The 18,962-nt window shown below is 75.4% G+C and carries 17 protein-coding genes; 7 read left to right on the top strand and 10 right to left on the bottom strand.

Annotated features, from left to right (window positions below):
- Positions 1-4: 4 nt before the first annotated feature.
- The 3 genes from ABIE39_RS11300 to ABIE39_RS11290 all read right to left on the bottom strand — a co-directional run bounded on the left by ABIE39_RS11300 (position 5) and on the right by ABIE39_RS11290 (position 3,545).
- Positions 5-676: a response regulator gene (locus tag ABIE39_RS11300; protein ID WP_354051783.1), complete on the bottom strand. Its 672-nt coding sequence runs from the start codon at positions 674-676 to the stop codon at positions 5-7.
- Complete coding sequence (locus ABIE39_RS11295; protein WP_354051781.1) at positions 673-2,679, bottom strand: sensor histidine kinase; 2,007 nt, start codon at positions 2,677-2,679, stop codon at positions 673-675. The genes ABIE39_RS11300 and ABIE39_RS11295 overlap by 4 nt, the downstream gene beginning before the upstream one ends.
- 170 nt (positions 2,680-2,849) lie before the next feature.
- Positions 2,850-3,545, bottom strand: coding sequence for a hypothetical protein (locus tag ABIE39_RS11290; protein ID WP_354051779.1), 696 nt, complete (start codon positions 3,543-3,545; stop codon positions 2,850-2,852).
- Between the two features lie 195 nt (positions 3,546-3,740).
- Here ABIE39_RS11290 and ABIE39_RS11285 point away from each other — a divergent pair, with 195 nt between their 5' ends.
- Positions 3,741-4,160 (top strand): phage holin family protein, encoded by a 420-nt coding sequence (locus ABIE39_RS11285; protein ID WP_354051778.1) that lies wholly within the window; start codon positions 3,741-3,743, stop codon positions 4,158-4,160.
- 15 nt (positions 4,161-4,175) lie between these two features.
- Here the strand turns inward: ABIE39_RS11285 and ABIE39_RS11280 are convergent, their stop codons facing one another.
- Positions 4,176-5,507, bottom strand: coding sequence for an ion channel protein (locus ABIE39_RS11280; protein WP_354051776.1), 1,332 nt, complete (start codon positions 5,505-5,507; stop codon positions 4,176-4,178).
- A 177-nt stretch (positions 5,508-5,684) separates the two neighbouring features.
- Here ABIE39_RS11280 and ABIE39_RS11275 point away from each other — a divergent pair, with 177 nt between their 5' ends.
- Positions 5,685-6,182, top strand: a complete 498-nt coding sequence (locus tag ABIE39_RS11275) for a DUF1269 domain-containing protein (RefSeq protein ID WP_043656289.1) — start codon at positions 5,685-5,687, stop codon at positions 6,180-6,182.
- A 54-nt stretch (positions 6,183-6,236) separates the two neighbouring features.
- Here the strand turns inward: ABIE39_RS11275 and ABIE39_RS11270 are convergent, their stop codons facing one another.
- Positions 6,237-7,526: an AI-2E family transporter gene (locus ABIE39_RS11270; RefSeq protein ID WP_354051774.1), complete on the bottom strand. Its 1,290-nt coding sequence runs from the start codon at positions 7,524-7,526 to the stop codon at positions 6,237-6,239.
- Positions 7,527-7,662: 136 nt separating this feature from the next.
- On the opposite strand from ABIE39_RS11270, the gene ABIE39_RS11265 reads away from it, so the two are divergent.
- Positions 7,663-8,070, top strand: a complete 408-nt coding sequence (locus ABIE39_RS11265) for a DUF7144 family membrane protein (protein ID WP_175008834.1) — start codon at positions 7,663-7,665, stop codon at positions 8,068-8,070.
- Between the two features lie 51 nt (positions 8,071-8,121).
- Positions 8,122-8,604: a DUF1269 domain-containing protein gene (locus ABIE39_RS11260; RefSeq protein ID WP_175008833.1), complete on the top strand. Its 483-nt coding sequence runs from the start codon at positions 8,122-8,124 to the stop codon at positions 8,602-8,604.
- Positions 8,605-8,615: 11 nt separating this feature from the next.
- On the opposite strand, the gene ABIE39_RS11255 is transcribed toward ABIE39_RS11260, so the two are convergent.
- From ABIE39_RS11255 to ABIE39_RS11235, 5 genes are all read right to left on the bottom strand, one after another.
- Positions 8,616-9,737, bottom strand: coding sequence for a sigma-70 family RNA polymerase sigma factor (locus tag ABIE39_RS11255; protein WP_354051772.1), 1,122 nt, complete (start codon positions 9,735-9,737; stop codon positions 8,616-8,618).
- A 142-nt stretch (positions 9,738-9,879) separates the two neighbouring features.
- Positions 9,880-12,039, bottom strand: coding sequence for a SpoIIE family protein phosphatase (locus ABIE39_RS11250; RefSeq protein WP_175008831.1), 2,160 nt, complete (start codon positions 12,037-12,039; stop codon positions 9,880-9,882).
- A 135-nt stretch (positions 12,040-12,174) separates the two neighbouring features.
- Positions 12,175-12,966, bottom strand: a complete 792-nt coding sequence (locus tag ABIE39_RS11245) for a 2,3-bisphosphoglycerate-dependent phosphoglycerate mutase (RefSeq protein WP_354051771.1) — start codon at positions 12,964-12,966, stop codon at positions 12,175-12,177.
- Positions 12,967-12,969: 3 nt separating this feature from the next.
- On the bottom strand, positions 12,970-15,915 hold the full coding sequence (locus tag ABIE39_RS11240) for a helix-turn-helix transcriptional regulator (RefSeq protein WP_354051769.1): 2,946 nt from the start codon (positions 15,913-15,915) through the stop codon (positions 12,970-12,972).
- Between the two features lie 131 nt (positions 15,916-16,046).
- Positions 16,047-16,190 carry a hypothetical protein gene (locus ABIE39_RS11235; protein WP_157464311.1) on the bottom strand — a complete coding sequence of 48 codons (144 nt, stop codon included), beginning with the start codon at positions 16,188-16,190 and terminating at the stop codon, positions 16,047-16,049.
- Between the two features lie 282 nt (positions 16,191-16,472).
- Here ABIE39_RS11235 and ABIE39_RS11230 point away from each other — a divergent pair, with 282 nt between their 5' ends.
- The 3 genes from ABIE39_RS11230 (at position 16,473) to ABIE39_RS11220 (ending at position 18,668) form a co-directional block, all read left to right on the top strand.
- Positions 16,473-17,420, top strand: a complete 948-nt coding sequence (locus ABIE39_RS11230; protein WP_034656204.1) for a DUF1214 domain-containing protein — start codon at positions 16,473-16,475, stop codon at positions 17,418-17,420.
- Between the two features lie 148 nt (positions 17,421-17,568).
- Positions 17,569-18,261: a hypothetical protein gene (locus ABIE39_RS11225; protein ID WP_240696626.1), complete on the top strand. Its 693-nt coding sequence runs from the start codon at positions 17,569-17,571 to the stop codon at positions 18,259-18,261.
- A gap of 74 nt (positions 18,262-18,335) precedes the next feature.
- Complete coding sequence (locus tag ABIE39_RS11220) at positions 18,336-18,668, top strand: UBP-type zinc finger domain-containing protein (protein ID WP_085388573.1); 333 nt, start codon at positions 18,336-18,338, stop codon at positions 18,666-18,668.
- Positions 18,669-18,962 lie beyond the last annotated feature (294 nt).

The raw sequence follows: 18,962 nt of genomic DNA, 5'->3' as shown, positions 1-18,962 counted from the left end.
AGCGTCAGCCGCCGCCCAGCCCCTCCTCGCGTGCCCGCACGATCGCGGCGGCGCGGTCCCGGACGGCGAGCTTGGCGAGGACGTTCGCGACGTGGTTGCGCACGGTCTTGGGGCTGAGCACGAGCCGCCGGGAGATCGACGCGTTGTCGAGCCCGGCGGCGACGAGGTCGAGCACCTCGCGCTCGCGGTCGGTGAGCTGCGGGAACGGCGCGCGCACGGCCGAGCGCCCGCCCACGACGTACGCCATCGCCCGGTCCGCGACGGAGGGGGAGAGGATCATCGCGCCGTCGGCCACCGCACGGACGGCGCGCTCGACCTCCGCCGGGCTCGCGGACTTCACGAGGAACCCGCGCGCCCCGGCGCGCACGGCCGCGACGACGGCGTCCGCGTCCTCGTGCATCGTCACGACCAGCACGCGCGCGGCCGGGTCCGCGCGCACGAGGTCGCGGGTCACGTCCACGCCCGACCCGTCGCCGAGGTCGAGGTCCAGGAGCACGACGTCGGCCGCCCGCGCCTCGGCGCCCCCGGTGCCACCGGGGCCGAGACCGAGCAGCGACCGCGCCTCGGCCGCCGACGCCGCGCTCCCCACGACGCGCACGCCGTCGAACGAGTCGAGCAGCGCGGCCATGCCGAGCCGGAACACGGGGTGGTCGTCGACGACCGCGACCCGGATCACGACGCCGCCCCGCGCGCGAGCGCCCCGACCGGGACCAGCGGGAGGGTGGCGCGGACCCGCGTGCCCGGGCGCTCGCCGTCGGCCCGCAGCGCGGCGACGTCGAGCCGCCCGCCGAGCTCGTCGGCCCGCTCCCGCAGCGACCGGGAGCCGACGCCGGCGACCGCGTCCGGCGCGACGCCCCGCCCGTCGTCCTCGCACGTGACGACCAGCACGCCGTCCCCGAGCCGGACCGTCAGGCGGCACTCCTGTGCCCCGGAGTGGCGGGCGGCGTTGACGACGCTCTCGCTCGCGATGGCGTACGCGGCCGCGGCGACGCGCGGGTCGAGGCCGACGCACGGGTCGCAGCGCACGTCCACGACGAACCCGCCGAGGGCCTGCCGCCCCGCGAGCTCGCCGAGCGCGACCTCCAGACCGTGCTCGTCGAGCGACGGCGGCAGGAGGCTGCGCGACAGCGCGCGCACGTCGTCGACGCGCTGCGCGACCTCGACCCCCAGGGCGTCCAGCACCGCGGCCGCGGCCTCGGGGTCGGTCCGCAGCGTGTTCCGCGCGCCCTGGAGCCCGAGGCGCAGGCCCACGAGCCACGGCCCGACGCCGTCGTGCAGCTCCCGGCGGATCACGCGCCGCTCGGCGAGGCGCGCGCGGGTCGTGGCGTCGCGCGCCTCCTCGAGCTCGTGCGCGCCCCGGGCGAGCGCGAGACCGGCACCGAGCACGGGCAGGAGCTGCTCGAGCGCGTCGCGCGTCCGGGCGTCGAGCCGCTCGCCGGCCCGCGCGACGACGTGGACGCGGCCGAGCACCCGGCCGCCGTGCTCCACGGGGAGCATGACGGCGTCCCCCGCCGGACGGTCCTCGGGGCCTGCCCACGGTGGGGTGCCCGCGGGGGTGCCGTCCGCCGTCGGGCCGGGCGCGGACCGCTCGATCGTCACGCTCTCCAGGCGCAGCGCCTCGCGCACGCCGACGGCGAGGCTCACGACGAGGTCGTCGGCCGTCGACGCGGACGACAGGTGCCGGCCGACGCTCAGCGCCGCCCGGCCCGGGTCGTTGCCCTCCCCGTAGACGAGCGTGCGCACGCGGTGCCGCAACCACGTGTGCAGGGGCTGCACCGCGAGCGCGACCCCGACCGCCGCGACGACCTGCGCGGCGGGGCCGTCGACGACGGTCGTCGCGAGCACGACCACCACCGCGTAGACGACGGCGAGGCCGACGGCGAGCATCGCGGCGACGGTCGCGCGCGACAGCACGAGGTCGATGCCCCACAGCCGGTTGCGCAGCACGCACACGAGGATCGCGGCGGGGAACAGCGCCTGGCACGCGAGGTGCGTGAGGGGGAGCGCGAGGAGCACGTCGGAGCTGGCCCAGGTGCCGAGGAGCGGGAGGAACGACAGCGCCATGAGCGCGGTCCCGAGCGCGAGGAGGCCCAGCCCGCGGCGCTCCTCGACCGGCCCCCGGAGCCGGCGCCACGCCGTCGCGCCCGCGGTGACGAGCCCCATGACGACGACGCCGCCGATCGCGGGGCGCGGGTCGTCGGACGGAGCGAGGAGGAAGAACGCGACGGACGCGACGCCGCCCGCGACCCCGCACCACGCGCCCGCGCCGAGCCGCCCGCCGCGCACGAACCACGGCACGAGGACGAAGAGCCCGACCGTCCCCGGCACCCACGCCCACCCGTAGGCGTCCGCGAGCGGTGTGAGCGGGGGCAGGCCGGGGTGGGTCGACGCGTAGCTGCGCCACCCGCCGCCCAGGGCCGCGACCCCGCCGCCGATCGCGGCGAGCGCCACGAGCCACCCGACGACGTGCGGCCGCCGCACGAGGACCACCGCAGCCACCGTGCCGTAGACGAGCGCGACCGTCGCGTCGACGACGACGAACAGGAGGTCGCCCAGCAGCAGCGGGACGCCGGACGTGAGCTGGAGGGCGAGCGCGGACACGCCGAGCACCCAGGCGAGGACGCCGATCGTCCAGCCCGTGCGGGGCATCCCGGCGCGGCCGGGCCCGGGCTCGGCCACGGGCCCACGGTAGGGCCGCGGCACGCGCGGCGAGAAGGGCCCGGGCGGGAGATCACCCGGCCGCGGACGACGGCGAGATCGGCGGTCCCGTACCGGATCGGCGGTCCAGACCGCCGATCCCGACCGGACCCGCCGATCTCGTCGCGCGTCGCCGATCTCGCGCGTCGCGCTCAGCGCCGGTCCCCGAGGGCGAAGCCGAGCGCGGTGACGAGGAGCCAGATCGGGCCGACGAACCCCGCCATGTACTGCAGCGGCGACACGCCCGTGAGGAGCGCGAGCCCGCCGAGCACGAACCCGACGACGCCGAGCCAGCGCGGCGCGGCCGCGTGCCGCAGCGCCGCGACGCCGAGCGCGACGCCCGCGACGCCCGCCCCGACCCACAGCCACGGGATCGTCGCGACCCAGTCGCTGTAGAACGCGCCCGACTCCGGGACGACGAGCGCCGTGTCGCCGAGGCCGAACAGGAACTGCGTGTCGAGGCCCGAGCCGAGCAGCCCGGCGACGGAGACGAGCACGAGCCCCCAGCCCGCGACCGTCGGGAGGATCGACCCGGCGGGCGCCTGCCCGTCGAGCCGCCGCTTGAGCCCGGCGGCGAAGACGAGCACGAGCAGCGCGCACGCGATCGTCGCGGTGTGGAACACGATCTGCGTGCCCGTGCGGCCGGAGAGGTCGGCGACGATCGCGTCCGCGTCGCCCGCGGTCTCCTCCCAGTTGACGCCGAGCGCCATCGAGGACTGGATCGAGACGAGACCGAGGACGCCGGCGACGACCCCGGTCCAGGCCCACGCGCGGGGCGTCGTGCCGCGGGTGCGGCGGGGCGTGCCGTCGGCGACCGCCGACGGCGTGGTGAGCGAGCTGTCCTGCATGGGACGACCTTCCGTTCGGGGCCGCGTCCCGCGGCCGGGGTCCGTCGCGCGGTGCGACGGCCTCCGCAGCGTCGGCCGGGCGGCGTCCCGGGCCCCAGGGGCAGGTGTCCCGACCTCCCGGGCAGGTCGCACGGGCGGGGCTCCCGCGCCGCACCAGCGGTTGCGGAACCTCCCGCGCGGCGGGACGGTTGCGGCATGATCCGGTTCCTGCTGAGCTTCGCGATCAACGTGGTCCTCGCCGCCGTGGGCCTCCTCGTCGCCGCGAACGTCTTCGACGGCGTCACGGTGCACACCTCCGGTTTCACGGTCGCCGTCCTCGTGTTCGCGGTGGCCCAGGGGGTGCTCGCGCCCTTCGTGTTCAACATCGCGCGCAAGTACGCGTCCGCGGTGCTCGGCGGCATCGGCCTCGTGTCGACGTTCCTCGCGCTGTGGATCGCGACGCTCGTGGGCGACGGCCTGGAGATCTCCGGGGCCTCCACGTGGATCGGGGTGACGGTCGTCGTCTGGCTGATCAGCGCGCTCGGCGGCTGGCTCCTCGGGTGGCTCGTCCTCACCCGGTGGTGGGACCGCCGTCAGGAGGACAAGCGGATCCGCGAGGCGACGACCCGCGGCTGACGACGCCGGCGGCGGTCACCGCGCCCTGCGGTCGCCGTCCCCGGTCGTCGTCGGGTCGGCCGCCGGGGCGAGCGCGGGGAACTCGGGGGTGCCCGGGGGGACCTCCACACGCAGGGGCCGCATCGAGCGGGCGACGAGCCACAGCGGCAGGACGGCCACGCAGAGCACCGGGAGCAGGTGGACGTCGCCGACCGTCACGGCCGCCATGAAGAGCGCGAGCCAGCCGTCGCGCGCCACGACGAGGACGGCGCCCAGCACGCCGGCGGAGACGGCGATCGCGGGCGGGACGGCGGGCACGAGGGACGACGCCGAGAGGCCCAGCGCGACGCCGATGAACACCGCCGGGAAGATGCGGCCGCCGCGGAACCCGGCGGCCGCCGCGACGACGAGGGCCGCGACCTTGACGACGGCCATGAGCAGGATCGTGGACCAGGCGAACGTGTCCGCCTGCTGCGCGAGCTCCTTCATCTCGTCGAGGCCCTTGAACAGCGTGAGCGGCCCGCCGAGGAGCCCGAGCAGACCGAGGACGAGACCGCCCGCGCCGAGCGCCAGCACGGGGCTGCGGAGGTGGTGGAACAGCCTGTGCACGACCGGGAGGGCGACCACCGCGAGCGCCGTCACGAGGGCCGCGACGGCGCCGATCAGCACGCTGCTCGCGACGTCGCCGAGGGCCGGACCGGGGTAGTCGGGCAGGTCGACGGAGAACGTCGGGGCCCCGACCGCCGTCATGGTGACGGCGCCTGCCCCGGCCGCGGCCAGCGGCGCGAACAGCCGGTCGAAGAGGGGACCGCTCTGCCCGCCGCGCTCCGCGAAGCTCTCCGTGAGGACGAGCGCGGCGGCGACGGGGGTGGCGAACATCGCGCCGATGGTTCCGGCCAGCGCCAGACCGACGGCACCCGCGACGGGCACGCCGAACCGCGGGCGGCAGAGGAACCACGCGGCGAGCGCGACGTTGAGGGCGATGATCGGGTTCTCGGGCCCGAGGCTCACCCCGCCGGCGAGGCCGAGGACGAGGGCGAGCGCGAGACCGGGCAGGGCGCGCAGGGGGAGCGGCTCGGAGACGAGCTCCGTCGTCGCCGGGTCGATGCCGGCGTGCCCCGGGGCCCACCGGACGGTGGCGCCCACGAGCAGCCCGGTGACGGTGAGCACGAGGACGGTCCACCACGTGCGTGTGCTCGCGATCCCCCACGCCTCCGGCAGCCGGTCCCACACGAGGTGCTGGATCCACGTCGCGAGCTCGGAGAGCGCGAGCAGCGTCAGGGCGCTGACGACCCCGACGACGAGGGCCGGCACCACGGACCGCAGGAGGCGACCCGACGTCGTGGCGGCTGCCGGCGCGTCGGACACACGGGAAGAGAACCACGCACCCGACCGCACCGCATCCGGAGCCGCGGCGCCGCGCCCCGGCCCCCGTGGGGTCCTCGCGCTCGCCGCGCGCGACCCGGGAGGCGGGGATACGTTCGACGCGTCACGGGGCGCGACGGCGCGCCCCCGCCGAACGAACGATCCGGATCGAGGTCTGACGTGGCAACGCTCACCGTGTGGAAGTTCGACACCCCCGAGGGCGCCCAGCGCGCCGAGGACGCGCTCCTCGCCCTCCAGAAGCAGGAGCTCATCCAGGTGCAGGACGCGGCCACCGTGTCCTGGGAGGAGGGCAAGAAGAAGCCGAAGACCCGCCAGGGGAACAACACGACCGCCGTCGGGGCGCTCGGCGGCACGTTCTGGGGCCTGCTGTTCGGGCTCCTGTTCTTCGTCCCGCTCCTCGGCGCGGCGATCGGCGCGGCGTCCGGAGCCATCGCCGGCGCGCTGACGGACGTCGGCATCGACGACGACTTCATCGACTCCGTGCGCAGCAAGGTCACCCCGGGCACGTCCGCGCTGTTCGTCCTCACGTCGGGCGCTGTCGTCGACCGCGTGCACGAGGCGCTGCAGGCCGAGGGGATCCACGGCGAGCTCGTGCAGACGAACCTCTCCGCCGACGAGGAGGCCAAGCTCCGCGCGGCCTTCGACGAGAACGCCTGAGCGCTCCCCGGCCCGCGAGCCCGCGCCGTTCCCCCCGGGAGCGGAGCGCTGCGCTCAGTCGATGCCCTCGGCGCGCCGCTCGTCGACCGTGCGCTCGGCCTCGAGGTACGCCTCGCGGTTGCGGCGTCGGCGGCGGGCGGTGCGACCCTCGTCGTCCTCGCCCTTCCCGCCGCCCTTCCCGCTGCTCTTGCCCTTGCCCGGCGTGTGGCCCTCGGAGTCCGGGTCGTGGAGCATGTGCGACTCGATGAGCTCGTGCCGCTGGAGGTAGGTGTTCCCGACGGCCTGGATCGTCGCGGCGATGGGCAGGGCGAGGAACGCGCCCAGCGCGCCGAACACCGCGCCGAACGCGAGCACGACGACGAAGCTCACCGCCGGGTTCATCTCCAGCGCCCGGGCGGAGACCTTGGGGGAGAAGTACAGGTTCTCGAGCTGCTGGTACCCGATGATGAACGCGAGCACGCCCAGGGCCTGCGGCAGCCCCTGCGACGTGAGCGCGACGGCGACGGGCAGGGCGCCGCCGATGTAGGTCCCGATCGTGGGGACGAACTGCGAGACGACGCCCGTGAACACCGCGAGGGGCAGGGCGTACGGCGTCTGGAGGATCAGCAGGAAGACGAACGTGAACACGCTCGACAGCGCGGCGAGCACGATGCGCGAGTTGATGAAGTCCGACACCTTGACCTGGGTGATCTCCCAGAGGCGCAGCACCTCCTCCTGCCGGTTCGGCGTGAGCCAGCGGCACACGGCCGCGCGGAACCGCGGGCCCGCCGCGAGGAGGTAGTAGGTGACGAGGAGGATCGTCAGGCTCGCGAAGACGCCGCCGAGGATCGTCGTCGTCACGATGATGGCGCCGGACGCGACGTCGTCGCCGAAGTCGTTGATGACCTGCTTGAGGAGGTCGTCGGAGTCCGGGATGACGACGTCGAAGCGGTCCGAGACGAATTCCTGGACGCTCGCGTACAGGGCGGGGATCGACTGGACGAGCTGCACGAGCTGCTGGACGAACAGGTTCCCGAACAGCGCCAGCACGACGAGGATCCCGACGAGCGACCCCAGGAGCGCCACGGCGGCGGCCGCGCCCCGGCGCCAGCCGTGCCGCACGAGCCACACGACGATCGGCTCGAGCGCGAGCGCGACGAAGAACGCGATGAGGATGTTGACGCCCAGCGCCTTGAGCTGACCGAGGGCGTACCAGGCGAAGATGCCGACGAAGACCGCGACGACGGCCATCGCGAGGGCGCGCGGCACCCACCGCGGCGGGCGCCGCGAGTCGTGCTGGACCGGGCGCGTGCCGGCGTCCGGGACGCCCGACCACGGGTCGTCGGTGGGGGTCGGCGTCGTCATGGCCACGAACCTAGCGGCGCCGCCGGGCAGCGGCCCCCGGACGCGCCGACCTTCCGGATGCCGAAGCGTGCGGCCGGTGCCACGATCGATCCGCACGCTCGTCCGGTCGAGGCTCCACGGTTCTCAGGAGGATGGCATGGCACGCTCGTCACAGGTGACGGCATGGGTCGGCTGGGTCTGGTTCGCCGGCATCGTGCTCGTCACGATCGGCTTCTTCAACGCCATCAGCGGCCTGGTCGCCGTGTTCTCCCCGAACAGCCTCGTCGGTGTCTCCGACGCGGGCATCGTCGTCCTCGACGTGTCGACGTGGGGGTGGATCCACCTCGTCATCGGGTTGCTGCTCGTCCTCACCGGCTTCGCGCTGCTGTCCGGCAAGGGCTGGGCGCGCATGGTCGCGATCGTGCTCGTCGTCATCAACGCGATCGCGCAGTTCACGACCCTGCAGGTCACGCCATGGTGGTCGCTCATCACGATCGTGCTCGACGTCTTCGTCCTGTGGGCGCTCGTCGTGCACGGCGACGAGGCCGAGCGCGCCGCACGCTGAACGTGCGGTGCGGGGGCCGGCGACCGATCGGCTGAGAGAACGGAGAGAACGATGGCCACCTTCACCGTCTGGAAGTTCGACTCCCCCGAGGGCGCCGACGCGGCGTCCCGGATCCTGCACGACTCGGCGTCCGAGCACGCCGTCAAGATCGTCGACACCGCCGTCGTGTCGTGGCCGGAGGGCGCGGCCAAGCCGACGACGCGCCACGGCCACCAGGACGAGTGGCGCGGCACGGGCTGGGGCGCCTTCTGGGGCCTGCTGCTCGGGTCGCTGTTCTTCGTGCCCGTGCTCGGTGCCGCGGCCGGGGCGGCGATCGGCGCGTCGACGAAGGCGATGGAGGCCGTCGGGATCGACAAGGACCAGCTCGACCGCATCCGCGAGGGCGTGACGCCCGGGACGTCGGCGCTGTTCGTCGTCACCGAGGACGGCGACCTCGACCGCGTCGGCGAGCGGTTCCACGGGGTCCACGGCACGCTCGTCGCGACGAACCTCACCGACGCCGAGCGGAGCACGCTCCTCGAGACGTTCGGCTGACCCGCGACGCGTCAGTCGTCGAGGCGCTCCGGGAGCCCGAACAGCGGAAACCACGAGGCCGTGTCGAGGAACGCGTTGATGGCCGTGACGCGGCCGCCCTCCGTCTCGACGACCTGGAGCGCCCACGGCTCGTGACCGCCGCCGGCCGCGCGGCGGTACTGGCCGAACCCGAACGTGCCGTTCACCGCGACCGGGACCATGCGCGAGCCCTCGCACTCGTGACCCGGACCCGTCATCCACGTGACGATGTCCGCCGGGCCACGCATCCACAGCGGGTACGGCGGCATCGACAGCGTCGCGTCCTCGTGGAGGATCGCGACGAGCGCGTCCATGTCGTAGCGCTCGAACGCGTCGAGGTAGCGCTCGAGCAGGAGCTTCTCCTCGTCGCCGAGACCCGTGTTCGCCGCGACCGGCGCGGCGGACCCCGACTCGTCGCCCAGCCCCGAGCTGTCCCAGTGCGCGCGCGCCGCCAGGGTGGCGCGGGCGCGCTGGAGCGCGCTGTTCACCGACGCCACCGTCGTGTCGAGGAGCTCCGCGACCTCGCTCGCCTGCCAGCGCAGCACCTCGCGCAGCAGCAGCACCGCGCGCTGCCGCGGCGGCAGGAACTGGAGGGCCGCGACGAACGCGAGGCGGATGGTCTCGCGCCCCACCGCGACCTGAGCCGGGTCGCCGTCGTGCGGCAGCACCCGGTCGTCGGGGACGGGCTCGACCCACGTCTCCTCCGGCAGCACCTGGCCCAGGTTCTCCAGCTCCGGGGCCTGCGGTCCGCCCAGGCCCATCGGGCGCTCGCGCCGCTTGCGCGCGCCGAGCGCGTCGAAGCACACGTTCGTCGCGATGCGGTACAGCCACGAGCGCAGGGCCGAGCGGCCCTCGAAGCGGTCGTAGGACCGCCACGCGCGCAGGAACGTCTCCTGCACGGCGTCGTCGGCCTCGAACGAGGACCCGAGCATGCGGTAGCAGTAGCCGGTGAGCTCGCGCCGGTGGCCGTCGAGGACGGCGTCCAGGTGCTCGCGGTCGGGCAGCGGGGCAGGGGCGGTCCCAGCGGAGGTTCCCGCGGTGGTCGTGGGGGCGGTCCCGGCGGCGGTCGGGGTGGCGTCGCCGCGCAGGGTCGCGGGGGTGGCGAGGTCGGTCATGGTGCTGCCTCTCAGGACTCGGTCGTCTCGACGTGCACGAGGGGTCACGGGATCGCGCGCGGTGCCCGGGGGGAGTGGCCCACCTCACACACGCTACCGCCGCCCTCCGACACCGCACAGGGGCACCGGACGACCGTCCGGCTCAGTCGTCGAGGTCCAGCTCGAACCACACGGTCTTGACCGCTCCGCCGTCGGACGGGTCGTCGTGGAGGTCGACGCCCCAGCGCGACGCGCACCGTTCCAGGAACTGCACTCCCCGGCCGCCCGTCTCCTCCGGCCGCGGCGAGCGCAGTCTCGGCAGCGCGGTCGACCCGTCCTCGACGCCGACCCGCACCACCCGGTGCCCGACCTCGAGCACGGCCCGGACCGGAGCCGTGCCGTGCTGCACCGCGTTCGTGAGGATCTCGCTCGTCAGGAGCATCGCGACGCGGCGCACCGCAGGCGACACGTCGCAGCTCTCGAGCACGTCGTCGACCCACCGCCGCGCGGGGCCGATCGCCGCCGACGTGTGCTCGACCGGCCGCGTCAGCACCGACGGGCGCCCGGGCGCCGGTGCCCGCGAGACCGTGTGCCGCACGCGCAGGGCGAGGACCGCGACGTCGTCCCGCTGGTCGGCGACGAGGCGCCGGACGAGCGCGTCCGGGAGGGCCGACGTCGCGGTCCCCGCGTGCTCGCCGAGGACGCCCCGCAGGCCGGCGAGGCGCTCGGCGAACGACGTGCCGCGGCGCTCGACGAGGCCGTCGGTGTAGAGGAGCAGCGTGTCGCCCGGCGCGAGGCGCGTGCGGTGGTCGTACCGCGACGTGCTCGGCAGCACCCCCAGCATGAGGTCGGGCGCGGACTCGAGCGTGTCGACCGTCCCGTCGGCGCGCAGGACGAGCGGTGCGGGGTGCCCGGCGTTCGACCACGTGAGGTCGAACCCCTGCGGGGTGCGGTCGAGCCGCACGACGACGGCCGTCGCGCTGGAGTGCAGCGCGAGCCCCCGGTTCGCGCGGTCGAGCAGCCGCAGCAGCACGGCGGGCGGCTCGTCCTGGCACCAGGCGAACGTCCGCAGCATCGACCGGAGCTGGCCCATCTGCGCCGCGGCACGCATGTCGTGCCCGGTGACGTCGCCGATCATGAGCACGCACGCGTCGTCGTCGAGCACCACCGCGTCGTACCAGTCGCCGCCGACCTGGTCGGTGCGGGTCGCGGACGCGTAGGTCGCGGCGAGCTCCGCGCCGCGCACCGGCGGCAGCTCGGTGAGCATCGCTGCCTGGAGGGTCGCCGCGACGCGGTGGCGCTCCTCGAGCAGCCGGACGCGCTCGACCGCGTGCGCGACGTACGAGGCGATCGTCGTCTCCGTCTTCACGGCGTCGTCGTCGAACTCGCGGACCGTGTCCCACGCGAGGGCCACGACCCCCAGGAGGCGGTCGTCCGCGAGGACGGGCACGAACGAGCGCGCCTCGACCGTGTCGGGTGCGATGAGCGACGCGGCCTCGGGGAACCGCTCGCCGTACTGCACGTGGTCACGGAAGAACAAGGGCTCGCGCGTCCGTGCCGCGGTCGACGCGGCGCGGTCCGCGTCCACGCGCATGCGGCGGAACGACGCCGGGACCCCCGGCTCCAGGTGGTCCAGCGTCGTGAACTCGAGGCGGGTGCCGCCGCCGTCGAGCAGCGCGAGCCCGGCGTAGCGCGCGCCGATGGCCGCCCCGACGGCGGCCAGCCGCTCGGCGACGTCGCGGACGGACGTCGCGGCGGCGAACGACTCGGACAGCTCCAGGAGCAGGCGCGACCGCTTGTTCGCCGCGAGCGCGACACGCTGCATGCGCCTCGCGCGGGCTCGCGCCAGGCGCAGCCGGAGCTCGGACGTGCACGCGGACGCCAGGTCCGCGAGCGTCGCCAGCTCGTCGTCCGACCAGGTGCGGGGGCGCGGGTCGAACGCGCAGAGCGACCCGACCGCCCGGCCCTGCGGGTCGAAGATCGGGAAGCCCGCGTAGGCGACCACGCCGATGTCGTCGACGGCCCGCAGCGTGGCCAGGTGCGGGACGGTGCGCGCGTCCTCGACCACGAGCGGGCGCGCCTCGCTCGCCACGAACTGGCAGAACGTGTGGCTGCGCGGGGTCCGGCGCGCCGACTGGTACGGCTCGGGCAGACCGTGCGCGCCGGGCAGCACCGCCTCGTCGTCGAGGACCAGCGTGACGAGCGCCGACGCCACCCCGAGCTGCCGGTGCACGAGCCGCGCGAAGCGGTCGAACGACTCGTCCGACGCCGGCTCGGCGAGCCCCGCCTGGACGAGCTCGTGGATCGCCTGGGCGTCGGTCATGGTCCAGTATCACCGGGACGAGCCTGGTCAAACATCGCAACCCGCCCCACCCGGCGCGGCGTCGGGGGTGAAATCGGACAGAAGGGAACGTCGTCGGACCGTCCCGACGGGCGGTGGGCGAGCCTCGGTCGCCCGTCAGGTGCCCCCGCGCGCCCGGAGGTCCGTGACCGCGTGCTCGGCGCCCTGCGCGTCGAGGTAGGTGCCGCCGCGGACCTCGGGGACGAGCGCGCCGTCGGGCCCGGTCGTGAAGCGGTGGACGAGCGGGTGGCCGGTGGGCACGTCGAGGTCCTGGACCTCCTCGGGCGTGAGGTCGTCGACGAGCACGGACAGGGCGCGCAGCGAGTTGCCGTGCCCGACGACGAGCACCGCCTCCCCGTGCACGAGCCGAGCACGGGTGGCGGCCCAGAAGGGGCGCAGGCGCTCGACGACGTCCGCGAGGGACTCGGCGTCCGGCCGCAGGGTGGCGCGCGCGGCGTCGGGCAGGCGCAGGAGCGTGTCGTCGACGAGGGCGCGCGCCGGGTCGTCGTCGACGAGCGGCGGCGGCCGGTGCAGGTACGACCGGCGGTAGCGCCAGTAGGCGGCCTCGCCGTAGTCGCGGCGGACGACGTCGCGCAGCTTGTCGGTGAACGCGCCGTAGTGACGCTCGACGAGCCGCCACTCGACCGCGAGCGGCGGCGGCCCGGGCAGGGCCTCGGCCACGACGGCGGCCGTCGCGGACGCGCGCACGAGCGGCGAGGTCACGACGCGCCGCGGGGCGAGCGCGGGCTCGCGCGCGACGGCGTCCGCGAGGAGCCGCGACGCGCGTCGCGCCTCGGCGACCCCGAGGTCGGAGAGCGGCACGTCGAGCAGCCCGGTGAAGCGGTCGCCCGCGTTGAACGTGCTCTGCCCGTGCCGCACGAGCACGAGCGCCCCGGGCGACGGGTCCACGCGTCAGACCTCGAGCAGCCCGCGCTGGTGCGCGAGCGAGACGGCCTCGGCGCGCCCCGACGCCCCGAGCTTGGCGAGGACGTTCGACACGTGCACGCTCACCGTCTTCCCCGAGATGAACAGGCGCTCGCCGATCTGCCGGTTGGTCAGGCCCTGCGCGACGAGCAGCAGGACCTCCTCCTCGCGCTCGGTGAGGACGGCCGTCGTGGACCGGCGGACGCCGGGCAGGTCGAGGCGACCGCGCCTGCCGAGCGCACGGACCGCCTCGGCGAGCGGCGCCGCGCCCATGGCCTCGGCCTCCTCGAGCGCCTGCGCGGCCTCGATCTCGGCGGCGTTGCGGTCGCCCGCACCGAGCAGGGCCTGCGCCCACCGGAACCGGGACCGCGCCACCTCGTACCGGTAGCCGTAGTCGAAGAGGCGCGTCGTCTCCTCCCACAGCGCGGGGTCGTCCGTGCCGGTGAGGCGCGAGTGCTCCGCCGCGGCGCGCGCGAGCCACGCGCGGCCCTCCGGCCCGAGCCGGCCCCCCCGAGGGCGGCCGCGCTCGGCGGTCGTGCGGGCGGCGTCGAGCAGCTCGGCCCCGCGGGCGACGAGCTCGCGGACCGTGGCCGCCCCGGCGGCGCCCTGGAGGCGGGCGGCGTCCGCGGCGTCGGCGAGGGCGGCGAGCGCGAGGGCGGAGATCCAGATGCGGCCCAGGAAGTAGTCGCTCCACGTGCGGCCCAGGTGGTCGACGAGCTCGACGGCGAGCGCCACCGCCTCGTCGCGGCGTCCGGCCCACGTGAGGGCGTCGATCGAGCACCCGCCCGAGATGAGCGCGATCTGCCCGTCCCGGAACCAGTCGCGGCGCAGCGCGGCGCCCCGCGCGATCGCGTCCGCGTCGCCGCGCGCGACGGCGGCGTAGAGCTGGACGCACGAGAGCTGCGGCGCGGAGCCCTCGGGCATGGTCTCGCCCGCGGTGTCCGTGGGGGTGAGGTCGCCGAGCACGTACCGGACGAGGTCGCGGAACAGGCGCAGCTCGACGCCGTACGCGCTCCACCCGAGTCCCGTCGCCCGCGCGCGGTCGAGGCCGTCCTCCGTGACCTGGAGGGCCTCGTCGATGCGGCCCGCGTAGTAGCGGTTCGCGGCGATGTTGTACCAGCAGCGCAGCTCCGTGAGGATGTCGCCCGCCTCGACCGCGCGCTCGCGCGCCTGGGCGAGCAGCACCGCGGCGCGGTCGTCGTCCGCGACCTCGAGGATCGCCATCGTGGTCAGCACGTCGGCCTCCACGTCGGGCGCGTCGAGGCGGTGCGCGACGTCGATCGCCTCGGCCGCGACCTCGGCGGCGAGCTCGTCGAGGTCGGCGTTCATGGCGGCGCGCGCCCGCATGGCCAGCGTCCACGCGCGGTCGAGCGACGGCGGCTCGGTCGGCAGGACGGCGAGCGCCGCCTCGGTGTGCGCAAGGGTCTCCTCGACGTCCTCCGTGCCGAGCAGGTACCGGGACAGCACGTGCCGCAGCGACGCCTGCCGCATCGGGTCGTCGGCGGTGCCCTCGACGACGCGGCGCGCCAGCGCGACGGCGCGGTCCGGCTCGCCCGCGCGGCTCGCGGCCCCGGCGGCGGCGAGCGCGACGGTGACGCGGTCCTCCCCGAGGAGGGCCGCGGCGTCGGGCACGGCCTGCCACAGCGCGAGCACCTGCTCGAGGTGCCGCAGCTCCTCCGCGGGCGCGAGGACGCGCGCCGCCTTGCGCGCCGCGGCGCGCGACGCCGTGAGCGCGGCCGGGAGGTCGTGCGCGGCGAGCGCGTGGTGGGCCCGCAGGGCGGGGGACCCGAGCGTCGGGTCGTCGTCGAGCGCGGCGAGGTACGCGCGGTGCACGCCGACGCGCTCGCCCGGGAGCAGGTCGGACGCGACCGCCTCGGCGAGCAGTGCGTGCCGGAACACGACCGTGTCGCGGGCGCCGTCGCCCTCGACCGCGAGGACGTGGTGCGCGATCGCCTCGCGCAGCGCGGCGTCGAACGGGCGCCCGGACGACCGGTCCGCGGGCTCGCCGTCGTCGGTGTCCCGCGCCAGCGCGGCGCGCAGGAGCGGCTCGCTCACCTGGCGCCCCGAGACCGACGCGACGCGCACGAGGTGCTGGACGGCCGGGTCGAGCCCTTCCAGGCGGGCGCGCAGCACGTCCGCGAGGGACCACGGCAGCTCGTCTCCCAGGCCGGACTCGACGAGCTCCTCGGCGAAGTAGGCGTTCCCCTCGGAGCGCGTGCGCACGGACTCGAACGCCGCGGGCGGCAGCGGGCTGCCGGCGAGCGCCGTGGTGAACTCCCGCAGCTCGCGCTCGGTGAAGGGCGAGAGCTGCACGTGCTCGACGCGCGGGTGGCGCAGCAGCTCCGCGAGCACCGGGCGCAGGGGGTGGCGGCGGTGCAGGTCGTCCGCGCGGTAGCTCGCGACGACGAGGACGTGCTCCGCGCGCAGACGGGCGACCACGAAGCGCAGGACGTCGCGGCTCGACGGGTCCGCCCAGTGCAGGTCCTCGACGACGAGCACGAGCGGCGCCTCGGGCGTCCCGGACGCCGCGATCGCGGCGGCGACGCTCTCGAAGAGCTGGAGGCGCTCGCCCTGGCTCTGCTCGTCGTCGGACGGGGTGCCGGCGTCGAGCAGGCGCGCGAGCGCGGGACGGGCGGCGACCGTCTCGTCGACGGCGGGGTGCTGGGCGCGCAGGGTCGTGAGCGCCTCGGAGAAGGGGAGGTAGGGGAGGCCGACCTCGCCGAGGTCGACGCAGTGGCTCCACACCACCGTCGCGCCCGTCCCGGCCGCGAGCTCCGCCGCGCGGGTGAGCAGGCGCGTCTTGCCCACCCCCGCGTCCGCGCCGACGAGCACGACGCCCGGCTCGCCGCGGCGCGCGCGCTCGACCGCCGCGGCGAGCACGTCGAGCTCGGCCGCGCGGGCCACGAAGGGCGCGCGCGTGGAGGGTCGGGGCACGGTTCCCATCCTCGCAGCGGGCACCGACACGTGACCAGCCGATTGACCGCCCGGCGCCGACCGGGTCACCCCGACGGACACGACGACGCCGCCGGCGAGAGGTACCTCGTCGGCGGCGTCGGGCGGCGCGGTCATCGCGCGGGCTGGTCGTGGCGACGACGACGGCCGCGCCACCAGTGCAGCAGCGCGGGCTCGTCGTGCCGCAGGTCCGCCCGCAGACGCTCCGCGCGGTACTCCAGGTCCGCGTCGAACGTCGGATCGATGTGCGTGCTCATGGTCGTCCCCGTCTCCCAGGCTCCCTGCCTGTCCGACACTCACAGTCGTCCTGAGCACCGGGTCGTCGCATCGGTCGACCGCGCACCGTTCGTCGGGGGGTGCCTTAGGCGCACGAGGATCCGGGTGTCGAGAGGTCTGAGGCGGTCCCCGGCGCCTAAGGCACCGGTCCCGAGGCGGCCGACGCCGGGGGCCCCACGCTGCGCTCGCTCGTCGGGGGGACAGGTGCTTGGGTGGGCGAACCAGCGTGGTCCGCCGGGGCGGACAGACCAGGGAGGACAGCGATGACCGAGCACGTCGACGCCGACAACTTCGTGCGCGCCGAGACCGACAGGATGTTCGCCGCGCTGCAGCGGGACGCGGGCGGGGTCAACCAGTTCTTCCACAACCGGGAGCCTGCGCCCGTGGACCGGCAGACGGTCGTGCGTCTGAACCGGGACACGCTCTACAGCTTCGCCGTCGTGGACCTGTCCGCCGGTGCCGCACTGACTCTGCCCGACGCCGGGGACCGGTACCTGTCAGCGATGGTCGTCGACAACGACCACTTCGTGGCGGACGTCCTGCACGCCCCGGGCGAGCATCGTCTCGACGCGACGGGCGTGGGCACGCGCTACGCCGTCGTGGCGGTCCGCACGCTCGTGGACCCCGCCGACCCGGCCGACCTCGAGGCCGTCGCCGCGGTGCAGGACGGCGTCGTGCTGCGTGCCGGCTCGGCGGATCCGTTCGTGTCTCCCGACTACGACGCGGTGAGCATGGACGCGACCCGGGACGCGCTGCTGGCGCTCGCCGCGGGCCTGCGCAGGTTCGACGGCATGTTCGGCACCCGGGAGCAGGTCGACCCGGTGCGGCACCTGGTGGGGACCGCGGCGGGCTGGGGCGGGCTGCCCACGACGGAGGCGTCGTACGTCGGTGTCGACCCGGGCGTGCCGCCCGGCCGGTACGCGCTCACGCTGCGCGACGTCCCGGTCGACGCGTTCTGGTCGGTCTCGGTCTACGACGAGAAGGGCTTCTTCGAGCCGAACCCCGAGGGTGTCTACAGCGTCAACAGCGTCACGGCCGTGCCCGACCCGGACGGCGGGGTCACCGTGCGATTCGCCCCGCGCACCGAGGTGGGAGACGCGCCGAACACGATCCCGGTCCCGGAGCGGTGGAACTTTCTCGTCCGCCTCTACCGCCCTCGCGCGGAAGTCCTCGACGGCACGTGGCGTGTCCCGGAGCTGCACGCGCTCTGACTGCCCTGACGGAGGTCCGGCAGGCGCACGCGGGAGGAGGACGGCCGGACCGAGCGACGAACGTGACCCGCGTCACTCCTCCCGTTGCCAACAGGAGGACCCCGGCGCAGACTGGACGCAGGACCGGACCCGCTGTGGGGGTGACCTCGTGACCGACACCTACGACATGCTGCCGATGCTGGGCCGTGGCAAGCACCGCAACCCGAAGAAGGGTGCGTGCTTCATGGAGCTCGCGTCGTATCTCGCGGGAGAGCGCTGGAGCGACCATCCACGGTGCACGCACCCGCTGCTCGCGATGCTCGCGCGCGCCGTGAACGACCTCACGGTCGACCCGGAGCGCCCGAAGCTCGCGCCGCTCATCCCGTCCGTCATCGGGTTGACGAGCGACGACCCGCACTGGGACGTGCGCATCGCGCTGCGCGCCGCCGTGACGGCGCTGCCGATCGCCCCGGCGGACCGGCAGCAGACCCTCGCGGTGGCGATCATCGGCGCCGAGAAGATGCTCGACGTCCTCGACGACCGCCCCGCGGGCACGCTGAGCGCCGAGTCGGCCGACGCGCTCGCGAGCTGCCCGCGCACCGCTCGGTGGGCGCAGCGGTTCTGCGAGGGCGCGCGCCTGCGGCCCACGCGGTTCGTGCGCGACGCCGCACCGAGCATCATCTCCGCGGCCGTGCAGGGCATCGCCGAGGCGTGCGTGAGCGACCCGGACGAGCGCCTGCGCGCGCTGCTCTCCGCGACGATCGACGACTGCCGCGCCTGGGCTGCGGCCGAGCCCGCACCTGCTCTCGACCCCGAGGCGTGGGCGCCGGTCGTCCGGGCCGCCGGGGCGGGGGCCCGGTGACGACGGACCGCGCCCCGAACGTCAACGGCGAGGGTCTCGACGACCCTGCGCTCGCGGCCGCGCTCGCGACGGCCGTGCGCGTCGAGGTGCCGCCGAGCGGCACCGGGTGCGCCGAGTGCGACGAGGCCGGCGGCTGGTGGGTGCACCTGCGCCGGTGCGCGACGTGCGGGCACGTGGGGTGCTGCGACACGTCGCCCGCGCAGCACGCGACGGCGCACTACGACCAGACCGGCCACCGGGTCATGCGCTCGTTCGAGCCGGGCGAGGAGTGGTACTGGGACTTCGAGACCGAGCAGGTGCTCGAGGGTCCGCACCTCGCCGCGCCGCTGTCCCGGCCGCCCGAGCAGGGGTCGCCGGGCCCCGCCGACCGCGTGCCGCCCGACTGGACGTCGCTCATCCACCGCTGACCCCTTCGCAGCCCTCGGTCTCCGGCCGAGGGTCTTGCGTGCCGGGCGCTCCCGTGCTCCGGCCTCTTCCGCAGGCGCGATGCGACGCACGCGACGCCGCCCGCGTCGCTCCAGCGCCGCCCGTCCACACCCCGACGCGCGCCAGGGCCGCGGTCCCCTGTTCTGTGCTGTGACCTGTTGTCTTTTTCTGGTGGAAGTTGTTTGATTCTGGGGAGACGTTGTGCGGTGCGCCAAGGAGGGCGACCGCCGGAGCATCGGTGCCCGGTTCGCCGCCGCGTCGTGCAGTCCCTGGAT

This window comes from Cellulosimicrobium sp. 4261, from assembly GCF_040546915.1.
Classification (GTDB): Bacteria; Actinomycetota; Actinomycetes; order Actinomycetales; family Cellulomonadaceae; genus Cellulosimicrobium; species Cellulosimicrobium cinnabarinum.
This window is presented reverse-complemented; position numbering and strand designations above follow the sequence as displayed.